The organism is Methylophilus sp. 14, assembly GCF_015354345.1.
Lineage (GTDB): Bacteria > Pseudomonadota > Gammaproteobacteria > Burkholderiales > Methylophilaceae > Methylophilus.
Genome location: NZ_JADKYS010000007.1, coordinates 84,672 through 101,517 on the forward strand (window position 1 = coordinate 84,672; position 16,846 = coordinate 101,517).

Below are 16,846 nucleotides of genomic sequence, written 5' to 3' on the forward strand. Positions count from 1 at the left end.
ATTCCTTTAGTAAACATTAAAGTATGAAATCTCTGGCTGGCGACACTTGTTTTGCGGTCAAGCCTTTGAGCGTCACGAGTGATTTGGCAGCGGCTGGACCGGCGGCACCGTCAGTATCGACCATCACCTGTACGCCACCCGTCACATCCACCAGGCGCAGGTAACCGCCGGTAAGTGCGGTGTTGGCAGAAATACCGAGTGAAGACAGCAAGGCCGTCAGTTGCAACTTGTCGGCATACGGCGTGAAATCAGTGATGGTGTCACCGGCATCGCGCATGCTGCTGTAAACAAACACATCATTGCCCGCGCCGCCGGTCAGCGTATCCACACCCAGGCCACCGTTGATGATGTCATCACCAGCCGTGCCCACCAGCACATCGCGGCTGGCGGTGCCCGTGCGCGTCACGCCAGGCGTGGTCGTGGCAATGGCCAGGTCAATCAGGCGGCCGCCTTTGTCGTACTGGTTTTCCAGGCCATACATGTTGGCGGTGATTTCATCGCCATCGGCATTGCTCAGGCGACCCAGGCCACCTTCCGCTTTAGGCGATTGAATATAATTCGCCAGTGCCTCTTGATAGGTGATGGTGAACGGGCTATCTTCAAACACCACGGCATTGGCTGCGAACGGGAAACCATCGCCGCCTGCGGCAGTAAAGTCGATCGTGGTGAACGAGAAAGTGCGGCTGTTATTCACAACGACACCGTTATCAATCAGCACCGTGCCGTCATCCAGCACCACGCGTTGAATACGGTTGCCCGTGCCCTGCGTGGTTCTGGCGATGTTACGACTGTCATACACCACTTGCATGCCAGAGATTTGCGGATAACGGCCATTGGCGCGGCCCATCGGGCTGGTGTCGCCATAACCGTGCTCCAGCAGGTCTTTCAGCTGCGTCGCATTGACTTCTGGTGCGCGTTTGACCAGGTTGGTAAATGGCAACACATTAAAGGTATCGCCGATAGACACATTGCCGACTGTCGCGATGTTGGTACGGATACCGCCACCGTTCTGGATCGCTACCTCGGTTTTGCCAGCAAAGCGCATTGCGTCCGCCACCAGGTTGCCCAGGCCGGTTTCCGCGTTACGTACACCTGCCACAAACGTGCAAGGCAAAGCTGCGCACGTGGTATGGGTCGGGCCGTTTAATTTCACTGCCGTGGTGCCGATGATTTGTGCATTCAAGGCAGAAATGTAGTTGAGCACTGGCGTGATCACTTGCGTTTGAATGGTGGCATCACCACTGACACGGTCTGCATCGGCAGCGGCACCGCTCACACGCATCATTTTGCTGGATTCAATGCCAACAAAAGTGCCGTGTGTGTCGTCAATGGTGAAATTCACCTGGCCGACGTAACGGTTACCAAAATGGCTGGTGAGGACTGGCACGGTGCGGCCATGCGCATCCGTGGCACTCACCGGGTGAGAGGTGTAAGTTGCGGCAACCCCGCCGTTGATCAAGGCATCATCCGGGTCAACCATCAACTCATGGCCACCACCGGACAGCACCAGGTCCACGCCAGTCAAGGCTGGCACCACGACATTGATTTCATTGGCCGCGTTTTGCAAATGGCTCATCAAAATCACCGTGGTCACGCCTTGCTCACTGCGCAGGCGGTTCACTTCGGCCTGAATCAGCGGAATCAGGGCTTGCAGGTTTTGTGCTTCGGTATTGCTCGCCTCGTAACCAATCACGTTCACCGCACCTGGGGAAGAAATATTCGGTAACAGTGGTGTCGTTGCGCCCACCAGGCCAATTTTATGACCGGCGGTAGTGGTGATCACTTTGGAAGGCGCCACTTTACCGCTGGCTTTTAAGGTGCTGAATTCAGCCGTGGCATTGAAATTCAGGTTGCTGGAAAGATAGGTGCTGCCAGAGACGTTGGCAAAGCGGGCAGCCACTTGTGGGCCCAGGTCAAACTCGTGGTTACCAAACACCATGGCATCAAAGCCAATCTGGCGCAAAGCAATTGCATCGTAAAAGTCCTGGCCGCCATCGCTGTAGCTATTCGCCAGGTTATTCAGGCTGGCAGTGAAACGCGGGCCTGGCAAAAAAGCATCACCGGCGTTTAATTTCAACACGGTACGGCCCTGGCCAACGGCAGTTGTTTCAGCATTTTTAATCACAGACGCCAGGCGGTCTATGCCGCCGTAAAACGAAATGGCCTGACCGGCGTTGTCGCGCAGATTGCCTTGCGCAGACAGCAACCAGCTTTCCTGGTCACCTACATGTAGTACAGTCACACCCTCAGCCCAGGCAGCACCGGCAGTCAATGCCAGGGCCACGCAAGCGGTTAATTGTTTCAGTTTAAACATTGTCTTCTCCATGGCGTGCCGTAACGCATCGCGGCACGCATTCATTCAAGTATTCACGTGCCTGATTAACGTGCCTGGCGACGACGTACCAGCGCCAACACACCCAAACCAGCCAGCAACATGCCTACGCTGTCTGCTTCTGGTACAGGTGTCACCGCCGCGACAGTAAAGGCAGTGGTGTTAGGCACCAGGTCAGCTGAGACACTGTTATTCACGGTGTCTACGTTCCAGTGATTGACGTTTGCCACTTGCGCTTTGTAATCAGCAAAGTTGTTCAGGCCATCACGCACACCGTTGTACTCGGCGTAATCTGGCTGGCTGGAGGCACCAGCTTTGGCAGTTAATTCGATAGCATTGACGCCTGCTGTCAAACCCGTGTTGCTCAAAGATCCGTGCGCATCAAAAGTGCCATTGGTAATCGCACTGAGGAAAGTCGTTGGTGCAGTCGCACCAGTCCCCAGATAGGCGTAAACAGTTTCACCAGAGTTAGAAATACCCCAGTTGCTGCTGCCGCTCACGGTCACGCGGGACAATACCCCGGTAGACGCTGACAGGCTTGCAGTGTCATAAGCAGAGAAACGCACCACAGTACCAGCAGCAACCACATCGCCGGAAACCCACTGGTTGTAGCTTTCGCCGGTATTGAATGCACTGCCAGTCCACTCGTTATCGCTGAAGTAGATGGTGGTGTTAGCGGCAATGTCGACAAACGTCACAAAAGACAAGCCATCTTCGTCGGCGTTAAAAGCAGTGAACATAATGTCACCGGCATTCAGGGCCGCGTTGGCCTGGCTGGACAACAACAAAGCGGCGATTAAACTGATCTTTTTCATAAAACTATCCTCTCACTAGATATTTGAAACATTGATTGATGATTGATATTGAATTACCAGCGCACATCTCTGTGGGCGTCCAGTTGATTCATGGCTAATCCTTTTAAGGTCACCAGCGGTTTGGCAGTCGCCGCCCCTGCAGTGCCATCGGTGTCGATCTGCAATTGCACACCGCCTGTCACACTCACCCAGCGCGCCACCCCGTCTGCAAACGGCTGGCTGCCGCTGTAACCGATGCTTTGCAGCAGTTCAGCGATGTCCAGTTGATCTTCGCCCGGTGTAAAGTCAGTAATGGTGTCAGTCGCATCACGCATGCTTTGGTAGACAAAGGTGTCACGCCCAGCCAGCCCGGTGACGGTGTCTGCACCCACACCACCGGTGATGACATCGTCACCCACGGTGCCTACCAGCGTGTCGCGCTGGCTGCTACCGCTGATGGTTTTCACCAGTTGCACGCCAACGATCACCGGATCATGATCAGAAGAACGGTAAGGGCTATCGCTATACAGGTCTTGCGGTTTGAACTCGGTGTTGTAATCAATCACAAACGGCTCATCCGCATTGATATGCCAGTGCGAAGTACCTGTCACTTGTGCGGCCATGCTGCTGCTCGCCAAGGCATGGTCGATGTAACCAGACTCACCATCAAACACGTAGGAGTAGTCACTCTCACCGTTAAAGCGGGCGATCTGGTCTTGCAAACCACCTGCCACCAGGGTCAGGATAGGGTCTTCTTTACCATAGGCATTGAGGTCGCCAATCACCACCACGTCAGTATCACCAGACTGCGTTTGCACCGTATTGATAAACTGCAGCAAACGGTTGGCCTGCGCCACGCGCTGCGGGTTGTAGCAGCCTTGGCCATCACCCTGATCCTGGTTACCGCCTGCGGCATCCGAGCAGCTCTTGGATTTAAAGTGATTGACCAGGACTGAGAACTTCTCGCCATTAGCGGCTTTAAAGGTCTGCGCCAGCGTTGGACGGTTGTTGATACTGTCGTTATCAGACAGTGCCGCTGCCGTCGGGGTCAGTTTGGACGGTTTGTAGATCATGGCCACCTTGATCGCGTCAGTACCCGTGCCGGTCACCGGGTCAGCAATCACCGCGTAGGTATTGGCCCCTAAGACGCCATTCAGGCCATCGACCAGGTTTTGCGCCGCAGTGGTGCCGTTGTTCTGGATCTCCATCAGGCCCACCACGTCGGCATTCATCGCCGTCAACGCACGGATGATTTTGTGACGCTGGCGGTTGAACTCGACCAGGTTATTGGCACCACGGCAGTTAGACGCCGAGACGCTACTGCCCAGGCTGCAACCCTGCCCGCTTTGACCGCTGGCAGTGGCGCCGTTGGTAAACGTAGTGAAGTAGTTGAGCACGTTAAAGCTGGCAATTTTAAGATTGCCCTGCACGCTGGCAGGGGCGGCCGTGCGGTGATTTTCACGCGTAAATTGCACAGCCTCTGTAGGGTGCAGTTTGTAATCACGTGGGCCTGGGTTAGAGGCCGTGATCAGGCCGTGGTCTATCACCCCGGTCAGGTTTTCTACCACGTCACCCGCACGCAAGGTGTTGTCTTCGCCGATAAATGGAATCGGATTCGGGTTTTGCACACTGCTGCCATCATCCAGCACCAGACGGCGGCGTGCATTGTCATCCGCCAGTTGTGCCGCCGCCGCAGACGTCGCTGGGAACACATTGCTAGGCTTGATCATGCGGCCTTCGGCAGACAAAGTCACCTGACCATAACGGCCTTGAAAGTAATTCTGAGAAGCGGTCATGGGCTTGGTGATGCGCACCAGCATACCTTCGTAAGCCTCTAAATCACCTTCTGTGACTTCTGGCAGCGTGATGTCTGTTGGCAGGATGACATTGTTGCTGCTCAGCACTTGCAGGCCACTGATATTGATCAGCTCGGTAATGGTGTTGAATTCAGTCACGCTGGCAGTCATGCGGACCTTTTGGCCCTTGCTGACGGTCGGCGTCACACCTGTGCCCAGATAGACAAAAATACCGTCAGAAGTCAGTGGATTACCATCACCGCTGGCATCTTGCATGTAAAAACCATTCAAGCCTGGGAACACGGCCGTGACTACGCCTTCGGTGGTCACCGTTTGACCATTGAGCGGGCTGACAGAACTCACGCCCAGCTCGCTGCCCTGAATCTCAAAAATACGGGTAATGCTGCTGCTTTGTACCGTGACATTGACACTGCACGTTGCGGTTTGCGCTTCGTTGTTGGCAAACTGGACATCTACCGCATAGTTACCTGCTGGCAAGCTGCCATCGAGTTGCAGGCTGGTGCTGGCAGATTGGCCATCACTACCGGCAGCCACAAAGTTGCTCAAACTGAGCCCAGCTGGCGCAGAGGCAGACAGCGTGGCCGCATTCACGATGCTGTCCGCATCAGACGCTTGCAATAACACTGAACCAGCTTCGCCGACTTGCAATGTGACTGCCGGGCAAGAGGTGACTATCGGCTGATTAGTGCCAGTAGCGCCGCCACACACATTGACTGCACTGCTGCTATTGCGTGGTGCCGGGGCGCCAGTCACAAAGTCGCTGCCGTTCTGGTTAGTATCCTGGCAGCCATTGTTTTTACGTAACAAGGCCGTGCTGCTGTTGATGGCCGAAGCCACTGCGCCTTCAAAGAAGTTAGCCGTGCCATAGCCGACCAGGTCCACCATCTGTGCTAACTGGGCAGGGCTACAAGCCACTGAACCACCGTTACAGGCCAGGCCAGTGCTGTTATTCACCAGCACTACCTTGCCATTGGTGCCGCTCATGTCGGTGGCGTTATTGCCTACATCCGGCGTAGGCAATACCAGGCCGTTGGCGGCACTGCGCAAGCCCACCAGGTAGTATTGACCAGGTTGCAATACGCCAGACAGTGTCGTCACGCCATTAGCAGCGAAGTGGCCGGTACCGGTCGCACTAGCATATTGCACAGACCAGCCATTGATATTCACCGCGGCAGAACCAGCATTGAATAACTCAACAAAGTCCTGGTTATACACATTGCCCTGGCCGCCATAAATCTGGCTAATCACCACCTCGGCATAAACGGGAAGACTGAGGGATGACAGGCCAAGCCAGGCCAGCGCCCAATGGATTTTTTTTAATTGCATGCAGGACTCCGAAGTTTTTTGATTCGATAAAAAGCTTGAGTACTGTAGCAATTTAGATTGCCACCAATATTAAGTTTCACCCCGGCAGGCTAGGCAATTCGGACTAGAAAATCAGACGCATTTGTATAGTTTTAGGTCAATGACCAGGCCGACAGACTAGTCAGCAACTGCAAAGCAAAACGCCCACCAAAGGCGGGCGTTTTGCTTTGAGACAATCTCGTAATGAAGTAATCAATCCTCCAAACGAATCGTTTTCACTGTCACGATAGGTGGCAACTCTTTAGGGGCGACGTTTTGATTATTCATCTGGTTACCCAGATTTTCTGTCATGGTGTTCGCGGCCCCTGCAGAAGTACTTGCAGAGCTTAACGCAGCACCGGCCAGGCTACCCGTATCGGCCACTGGTACTCCAGAGGAGGTACCAGACACAGTAATGTTGGAGCTATTCAACACTTGTGTAGCACCCACCAGCAAGTTACCCGCAGCAACCCCTGCTTCGCCTGCGTCCAAGACACCGCGTGGGGCAAATAAGGCTACCGTTGCATCTTCCAGCTTAGGACCTTGCAGTGGGCCATTTGGACCATCCGGATCATAGGTCTGGGCACGAATCCCTGAACCGGAAGCCACCCCTTTCACCTCTACCGTGACATCGCCGTTGGCATTGATACTGACCACACGCTCAGGCACAGACTGCGCTGCTTTGGAGCCTCTACCAGCATCGATATCGCCATGATTAGACCAGATCAGAATATCACTACCATATTGCGTAATCACTTTCGACTGGTTGACCAGGAAGTTACCATCTGCATAAGCACCGATATTGCCACCTTTCTCAGTCACCACACCAATATCATGCTCAAGTGAGTTATTAGAAGCTACGCCAGCATTAATCAAACCACCAGGTGCAAACAGATTGATATTGCCATTTCTGGAGGTTCTGATCTGGCTTTGATACATCAACAAATCACCGGAGTAGTCCTTGCCAGAGAACAAGGAAGCAATGACATCATCACTTCTGGTGGTGCTAGCGGTTTTAATATACTCCCTGCCTGCTTCCAGCAATTCCGCCTGGAATTGTCTCAAGGCAAAAATCTCTTTTCTGGTCGTATCCAACGTCAAGAACTCTGCCATGGCCTCCTGCGCAGTGTACGGCTTGCCAGTCGCCTGGTTTCTGCTGCTGGTGATTTCATTCATGTAAGCCTGTACGCGTGCAGCTGTTGACTGGCGATAGTTGGCCAGCGCCTTAGCATCGCCTTGCAGTGATACAGGCCCACTCCCCGTTGGGTCAATATAGGTGCTGACAAAACCATCAATATTGGTGCCTGATTTGCCCAGGCCAGCCAGTAAAGTGATGTTAGCACTGTTGTCAGCCAGGTTAGGATTCACCGTATTCGCCAACGAAAGAATACCGCTGGTATTACCCAAGTCGACCGTGCGACCAGCCTTGATTAACACTTCACCAGGGCCGTTGATATCAATACGCGCCTGCTGTTTACCGTTCTCCATGACGAAATCTTTACCAGCGTGGATTTCTGACACATCATCCACATTATTATGCTGGATAGAGGCATGCAAAGTCACATTATTACCAGCATTGATATAAACTGGTTTTGAAGACTTGAGACCATAGATATTGGTACTATCTCTCGCAGTTGGCGTCCCGGTCAGTCTAATATCGCCATCACGTGCCACAATCACTGCTGTTGTTGAGTCATTTTGATGCACTGGCACCGCAGAAACACCCGTTTTAATGCTACCCAAGATGCTGGTAATGCTGCTGTCACTCGGGCTACCCGTCGTTGGATTAAAGACATTTAACACAGCACTTAAATCGGCATCTGAAATCAAGATATTCGCCGTAGGATTGATATTACCACTGGTATTCACACCACTTACGACACTGCCAGCAGCCAATAAACTTAAGTTACCGCTTGCTGCTGGCGCCAGCAGCATCTTATAGGTCGTAATATCTCCTGCAAATGCGGTCACATTGACGGTACTCGGATGGATAGCCGCCATATCATTGTTAGTTAATGTCGTGTACCCCGCTGAGTTGAGACCAGTGCTCACAATCGACTGTCGATTGCTTTGCCCGACCTCAACATTGCCGGATAAAGAGGCCACATTCAAAGCAGAATTTTCGGAGTAAGTATTAAAAAAAGTACTATTTGCAATTTGATTCTGCGCCAAAGTAGTCCCTTGCACCCAAAGCGTCGGGTTAAAGACTGTTTGTACTTTGACATTGTTTTGGGCTTTCACTGTCGCACTGGCATCTTGCAGCGCAATCACAACACCATTGGCACCGGCTACCTGGCCAGCATCCGCAGGCCCTGGAATGCTATCCCCAGCTTGTAGACTAAGGGCACCACGGCCAACATAGTAGACGCCATTCACCAGATTACCTCCTGCTGATACTGACACATCACCACCACCGTTAATCAGACTCGTGCGCACTTCATTACCTTGCGCATCCAGCGTTTTCTTAAATTGTGCATTGGTCGCAGAGGACGCTGATACGTTGGTGATATTGCCGCCCGCCTGGATGTTAACGTTACCGCCACCCAGCGCGGCAACGCCTTGCTGGAACAGGTCAGGACGCACCCACCAACTTGTATCTGCACCATTGCCGCCTTGACGTAACAACCATTGGTTGACACTTTGAGTGGTCGTTGCGCCAGTAATATTGCCTGCAACATTAATTGCAATATCTCCGCCATTATTCACATAGCTAGCAGCCGTAGGTACGTTAGTGCCCCCTGATGCAGGCGTAAACCCAGCCAGTGCTGACGCCTCTTTACCCACGGTATAAATGACGGAGCCAACATTCCCCAGAGTCATGTTGCCACCCGCAGCAATGGTGATATTGCCTTCTCCAGTACGGATAATTTTGTTATTTGCCAGCGTGAAATCACCTGTCCCGGCTTTAGTCTCAGCGATATTCGCAGCACTATAGTCAGCCCCGGCAATTAGGTTGTAGTTAAACGTGTTTACATTCGACTGCAACACGCCTGCTGTCGTCGCTGTGTTGAAGCCATCGCTTAAAGAGCCACTGAAAGTCAAATTACCGTTTGAGCGCAGGGTCAGCGAACCACCACGCCCTGCCAGCAGCGCACCAAATGAGCGCAGGTTCACGTCTGCCGTGCCCACGGTCATGGCGGTTGCCGTGTTACCCGTGGTGCTTCGCACTTCAATATGTGGCAGCACTTTTGCAGCCAGGCCATCCTGCGTCGCCGCATAGCCTCCTGCACCAGCATTCGCATTATAGAAGCTGTTGGTATCACTGATCATGCTGGCCATATTGGCAGCGGTAAATGCCGTGGTGGTATAGGTGCGACTACCTTCAACCGTCACTTCACTGGCCCCTTTGATTGCAGCAGTCGTGTTCAATGCCACATTCACGGTATTGGCAGTGCCGGTCGTTCCGCGTGCACCTCTTAATGTCACCGAGCCATCGTAACCATCAACCCCTTTATTACCGTTGGCCGCAGCATCATAGCCACTGGTATCAATCAGGGCGCCAGCCTCAGCAGATACGGCATTCGCAGTAGATACACTGTTCGAGGATAACAGTACAGAACCGCCAGAGCCGGTTTGCAAGTCACCGCGAGACTGATTGGCCTGTTGGCCGCGGACCGTAATTTGCGCAGTATTAGCCAATGTCACCAAGCCATTGGCATAAATGGCCACATCGCCACCTTTGTTACCATCTGCATTAATATGCCCGGCAACAGTCGCATTACCGTTATCAACCCCAATGGTCAATGCATGCGCAGTGACTGTATCGCCAGCGGCAATCGTGACATCCCCGCTACGGACACGAATGTCACGGCTTTCATTAAAGTGGCCGCTTTCCAGGGCCTGGTTCACTGCACTGAAGTTATCCAGGCTGCCAACATCCAGGTTGAGTGACGCCGTTTTTTCGCCCTTGGCCGCCTGCCCCTGCAGCGTGCCATCCGCCACCAAAAAGCGGCCACTCTTCGCATCCACTTGCAACGTACCAGCATCCCCGGCAGTGGTCCCTCCCTTGAGGTTTAGCAGCGCATTACTTTCGATCTGGACATTGCCCTGCGCAGAAGTCAGGTGCACATTACCTGCATCCGTCGTCGCTGAATGGGTGCTATCAAAAGCAACTGTTGCCGCAGAAACGTCAATGGCCCCGCCTGAAACCACAGTCAGATTGCCACTGCGCGCCACTGCATTCACGGCCCCGGCATTCAATACCAGCTTGCCTCCCAATTGCATCTCGGTGGCAGACAAATTAAGTGTTGCACCCAGCCCAGAAGTATTTGTTGGCTGTTGTCCATTGCTTAACGTCTGCAGACTGCCAGTGCTCGCAAGGGAGTAATTGGCCCCAGAGTCCGCCGTCATCACAGCACTGTTCATGGTTGTATGGTCAGCATTGATATTGACCGTCCCAGTGCCTGTAAAACGGATGTCTTTATTGGCATTCAGGCTGACACTATTAAACCCGCCAATATTGCTGGACACACTCCCGGTATCGCCAAAAGTAATCTGGTTGGCGTTGATAGCCAGTTGTCCGTTAAGTGCTGCAGGGGCAGTAAATAAAGCATTATTGGTATTTTTAAGGACAAAGCTATTGGCATTGATGTTCACATTGCCAGCATCGTGATGCGCAATCCCTGCCGTATTAAACGTAATATTCAGGTTGCTATTACCAAAGTTAACAGCGCCTAAGATGTCAATGTTTTTATAGCTGTTAAAGGTAATCCCTGACAAGCGCCCAAAATCAGCCAAGGTCTCTGAAGTAATACGTGTCGCGCCATTCACAGGTTGATCACCAATGGCGTATTGATTGGCGCCCAAAGTCACCGTGCCACCATCAGCGACCTCAATCGCGCCCGATTGATCAAAGGCATTCGTTGCATCGAGTACCATAGATCTTGCGGCACTCACACTTGCGCCATCTGCAATAGTTAACTTACCTGTCGTCGGCGTTGCTGTCACGCCTGTTCTGGAGAAGTCGAAGTCGTTTTTGGCTGACACGGCCAACAGTGCGCCATCACCATTAGCGACCAGGGTGGTCGTCCCGGTTTTGTCTGGTTTGGCGCCGGTCTTCACCACCGCGCCTTGATTAACAGTGATCGTATCTTTAGAGGCAACAATTAACTCATCCGTTTGCACCGCATGATCTGCATCGTTGCTGAACGTCACGTTAGAAGCCGTGGTCGTGATGGTCTGCGTCTTGCCAGTGACAGAACGACTCCCGCCTAACAGAATGGAGTCAGCACTGATTTTACTTAACTGATCAGCAGAAATCTGCAACACTCCTGCCTGCTGGGGATCAACGGTTGAAACCACACGAATATCGTTAGAAGAAATATCTACCAATGCCCCTTTGGCGCCTGCCACATTGCTGGTATTAATATCCGATTCCAGGTTAAGGCTGCTGCCTGCTGCCAATACTAATTGACCAGCATCATTTGTCAGCCTTGGGGTTTCTTTTCCATCCCGGATGGCATTTTTGGTTAACAGGGCATTACCCGAGCTGACCAGGTACTCTGCCAGGCCTTTATAGTTTTTGGTGCCGTAGTCTTTGTAAAAACTATTGCCATTAACAATATTAAAACTTGTATATTGACCACGGCTAGTGCCATCAATTTTAGTGAGATATCCTGAAGACAAACCTGTGCCGTCTGCCTGCGTTAACTGCGTATTGATCTGCATATTGGCACCGTTGGCACTGACCAGGAACGCGCCTGGTAACAGCGCATAGTGCGCAGGCAGCAGCGTGTATTTACCTGCTGCCAGGCCATTGCCGCCAGACAAGTAGATCGCCTGACCGATGCCGACGTCAGAACCGGCACTCATTAAATAGTCATACGGTGCATACTGATTACCCAGAGACGGCAGCACAGCATAATAGCCTGCCTGCGACAGTACATCGACCGAGCCGCCTATGCCCTGAATCCACTCGTAAGCCATGGTATCGCCGTTACCGGAAATATCGACACGTGCGCCCGCCTGCAGATTCATATTATTGGCGTTCAGCGTGACCTTCTTCTTATCAACTGCAGCTATAAAGTTGTTGATGGCACCTTTGGTATCCGCCAGCTCACTACCACCCAATACAGTCACGGCATAAGGAATCAAGCTACCCTCAGCAGACACTGAGGTCAGGCTACCTGGGGCCAGCGTTAAATCATGGGCAGCATTCAGGGTAATTTGCCCTAAAGGCGCACGTAACACCCCGGCCTGCAAGATAGAGTCTGCATTTAAGGTCATACTACCCACCGCTGACAAAGGCACCGTGCTTGCGGTTTTAGACTGGTTGGTCACTTCAATGCGACTGCCAGCACCGGTGGCCGTCACCGTAAAATCAACCGCGGTTGCCGGGTAAATTTGTGCGGCATCTAGCTGAATCAGGCCTGGCGCAGTAAGAGAGGCCGTTCCTTGCAGAGACGATGTAATGCCACGCGCACGAATATCCGTTTTACTGTGCAAACGTGTTTCGGCAACACCATTGATCGCAATATTGCCCTGCAAGTCAATAAAGTTTGCCTTGGCAGTGAAGCGGTCTGTGCCTGCGGCCAGTTGGCTATCGCTCATGGTAATCGTGCTGTTGTTGGCTAACACCAAGGTAGACGCGTTAATATTGGCCGATCCCGATAGCGTGGTCGCATCCAGCGTCAGTAGCGAAGGCACATTCAGTGTCGTATCGGCGAAATGGATAGTGTCGCCAGTCGCGGCACTCACGTTATCCACCTTCAAGCTGACATTGTCAAAACCACCTTGACGAATCTGATCGGCTGAAATCTGACCGACACCTTGTGCGGTGCTCAATGGCTCAGTAGTCGAGTTGGAGGTGTTAATCAGGTTAGCAGTACTACCACCAGCGGTATTATTGGCGGCCATCAGCTCTTTGCTGTTAGTGACGTTCAATACACGTGTACCAGTTGTAAAATAGAGGGGGGTAGAGATGTCGTTTTCAATCCCCGAGGCATTCTTGCCACCAAGGGTGATATTCAGTGTGCCCCCTTCACCGGCCCCAGAGGGATTACCCATCAGGGTGCCATCCAGCGCGATACCATCACGGCTGTTAATCGCAATCACGCCTGCACTGCCTGCCACAGACTGCCGGGAATAACCACCTGACACTGGCAAATCAACTTTGCCACTGGTGCCCGAAACATCAATCACCGAGCCCGCCTTGGTAATGAGCACACCATTGCCTGCTGATAAAGAAATATTTCCTGCTTTGGTCACAAAAGCCGTGCGCAGGTTACCGTCACTGGAAGGCGGCTTCACGTATTGCGCCCGTGCGCTCAGCGTAGCAGTATCACCTACAAACAAACTCAGTGTAGGGTCAAAGCTGTTATTCGGCAGGGTCAGATCACTCGTATCGGGAATCGCGTCTATGGCTAGTTTAATGTCACCACCAGGCGCAGTAATATCCCCCAGAATGGTCATCTGGCCTTTAGACGTCAGGCTCACATTGCCTCTGGGCCCGGATTGGCTAGCGGGGGTATCTGTCACGATACTGGCATTCGACTGCAGCGTCAGGTCATCTCCCGCCAAGACAGCCAGGCTGGCTGGTGTACGCATGCTACCGGCGAGTGATGTTTTACTCACCAGTGTGCTTAAATCGCTACCACTTTGTGCCACCCGCGCAGAGCCCCCAAGAACACGCGAGTGTTGCTCCGGGTGTATTGTCACCAGGCTATTGGCCTGATCACCGATCATCACATCACCGTTCAGGCGGCCCGCGTTACTGATGGTGTAGTTTGAAAAACCACCCTGCTGGAAAAAGCCTTCAGATAACCACAATGTATTTTCTTGCTGGGGATTGATGCCGCCCAACTGAATATGATCAACGACTCCCGTTGCCTGCTCACCCTGTAACTTCACGGTTAAATGGCCACCTTGTGTTTGCTGACCATCGACCATCATGCCATAGCTGCTAAAGCTGCCAGCGCCGATCTTGTTATCTGCCATGGTCACGGCAATGTCACCACCATGGCCAGCGTTCAATTGGCCTTTATTATTGAGCCATGCTCCAGATGAGGCATCCATGCTTGCACCTTGCCCCATACGCAAGCCACTACTAATAGTAATGGTGTCTTCTTTGGGAGTGCTGCTATCGGTAATGATGTCACCGGTATCCTTGTGAACAACCATGCTGCCGATGGTAATGTTGCCGCCATTGAGCGCAACTTTGCCCAGCATTGCTCCGTTGACGCCAGGCAAATCATTGGTAAACAGGCCCGCAACATTGATCTTTACATTGTTAGCCACGGTCACATCGGCACTTTGACTGGCTGACAGATTGACTGTGCCGGAAGGCAAACGAATATCGTGATTAACGTTTACACCGCCACTGCCTAGCACATGCAGGCTACCATTTGCCTGCATATTGATGTCTGTGTTGAGGTTGACCTGTCCAGTGGTTTTGATCACCACATGATTTACCCCATTGGCCAGCATGGCGGTGCTTAACTCGGACGTTTGCTTCTGCTCTGTGCTCAGTTGACTGTCTTCATTAAAGCTCTCAGACAGCGGGGCTGCAGATGAAACGATATTTAAAGCACCGGAGTTGTTATAGGTCAACTTGAAGGTGCCACCCAACGGTATGTTATGTGCGTCAGTCTCTCCGCGCTGATAAAGACCGCTCACCGTACTGGCAAGCACATTGCCCTGCAACGCCATATTGGTGGTAGAAACATTCAGCGTCCCGGCATCACCACCCTGTTGATAAGTGGGCTGTGAATAACCGCCGACTGTCGCATCTGTGGCGACACTTTGCGCAGAAACACCATTCAAAGCATTGGCTGTCAGCGCCCATTGCCGGGTCTGCCCCCAACGGCCACTGGTCACAGAATAATAGTCACTCATGCCCTGATAGGGCAGATTAGGCAATGCCTCAGACGCAAGTACCCATTTACCATTAATGAGCAAACTGCTTTCTCGGATAGAACCTTCGGTGTAAGTGGTACTGCCTGCCGACAAGTCAATCGTAGAACCTGCTTTGCTGACGACATTCACACCTGACAAATTCACCTGACCACCATTGGTGGAGCGTTCAGCCACCGTTCTGGTGATACCCGCTTTTGCCTGATCAATCACGCTCTGGCTCAGTATCTTAGTTCCTTTCCGGGCATCCAGATACAATACTTCACCAAACAAGGCCCCGCCTCTTAATACCGGGGAGTCTCTTAACTGGTCAGAATACAGCTGAATTGCCAGTTGGTTACGGCTCATTGGGGCCGTGGCATCTACCCCGGAAACATCAATCACCGCGTTCTCGCCCAGATAGATGCTACTGTTATTCGTCTGGATATCTGTAGCAGTCACAAAAACTTGACCGCTATTAGCTGTGATGGTGCCATCAATCACAATATCCTTACCCTGAATGTTGATCACCGACCCTTCAAGCTCAGTTTTTGTCGTTTGTGTACCATCTAGCTTATAAAGTGATACCGGCAGCTTTTGTGCATCAATAATCTCTTCTTTATCATCCACATCAATGGTGACGGTCGTTTTACTATTTTTACCTAACGTCACTTTGCCGTACTCTGGATTGATATTCAGCTCGCCACTTTTAGAGCCAATTTGTTCGGCTTTGAGAAAAATCGAACCATTGGCACGCACCGAAGTAGACGCAGAAATATTCCCTTGCTGATTCACTGCCAGGCCAATCAGGCTGGCATTACCATGATTGACAATGATGTCTCCCAGGTTAGTCGCCTTGCCACCCGAACTCACCTCCACTAGCAACCCTGCAAACTTATCCAGCGTGCTTAGGTAAACTGTCTTGCCCGCCGCCAGAATGGTTTGGCCATCCGGCGTTTTAATCACGCCGCTATTGGTAACATCTGGTGCCAGCAACATGACACGCCCGCCCGTGGCAGTGGTAATGTTCGCACCCTTGGCAACATCAATCACGCCAATGGCATCCGCGAATGAAAACACCGGGGAGGTCGTGTTAGACAAAATACCATTTTGATAAATGGTCTCAATGTTATTGTTCGCTAGGTTATCGAGCGTCGTCGCAGTCAGCGAGCCGACGTTGACTTGAGAACCGGCGCCAAAATATATGCCATTCTGATTGGCAATATAGACATGGCCATTGGCATTTAACGCGCCATTAATAAAACTGGCGCCACTGCCCATGACCCGGTTTAACACGCTAGAGTTGGCATCAGGCATTTTAAAATTGACGGTGGCATTAGAGCCAATATTAAAGCTGTCCCAACGGATCACTGCATTATTGACCACCGTATTGATGTTCATGGTATTGCCATTGACATTGATATTACCGATGGCGGGCACAATATTGTGGCCCGTTGGCAAGGTATTGGCGTCCATCGCCAGCACTGGTGCAGACATCCAGGTTAAACAGCCAGCAAACAACAAGGCCATACTGCCGGTAGAGATTTTCCACCAGGACTGCTCAGCACCTGCCTGACTGTCACCGACAGTGGCAGCACCCGCCAAAGTCACTGTTTTTTGATGAGTACGTGCAATTTCGGCAATCGGCACTAACATGCCCAAGCGTTTGCTAAATACCAGTTTGAATCGTAACTTGTTCATCATTTCACCTCGTCTACTTCAGCTAAGCG

General features: G+C 52.2%; 4 protein-coding genes. All 4 read right to left on the reverse strand.

The annotated features are described in order from the left end of the window. Window positions 1–16 precede the first annotated feature (16 nt). The 4 genes from INP78_RS13475 to INP78_RS13490 all read right to left on the reverse strand — a co-directional run bounded on the left by INP78_RS13475 (window position 17) and on the right by INP78_RS13490 (window position 16,820). Window positions 17–2,314: a 5'-nucleotidase C-terminal domain-containing protein gene (locus tag INP78_RS13475; protein WP_194742708.1), complete on the reverse strand. Its 2,298-nt coding sequence runs from the start codon at window positions 2,312–2,314 to the stop codon at window positions 17–19. A gap of 65 nt (window positions 2,315–2,379) precedes the next feature. Further along, entirely contained in the window at window positions 2,380–3,147 is a 768-nt protein-coding gene (locus tag INP78_RS13480) for a PEP-CTERM sorting domain-containing protein (protein WP_194742709.1), read from the reverse strand. 53 nt (window positions 3,148–3,200) lie between these two features. Continuing rightward, complete coding sequence (locus INP78_RS13485; RefSeq protein WP_194742710.1) at window positions 3,201–6,269, reverse strand: ExeM/NucH family extracellular endonuclease; 3,069 nt, start codon at window positions 6,267–6,269, stop codon at window positions 3,201–3,203. 231 nt (window positions 6,270–6,500) lie between these two features. Then, the gene (locus tag INP78_RS13490; RefSeq protein WP_194742711.1) at window positions 6,501–16,820 is read right to left on the reverse strand and encodes a filamentous haemagglutinin family protein; all 10,320 of its coding nucleotides are present in this window, start codon (window positions 16,818–16,820) and stop codon (window positions 6,501–6,503) included. Window positions 16,821–16,846: the final 26 nt, after the last annotated feature.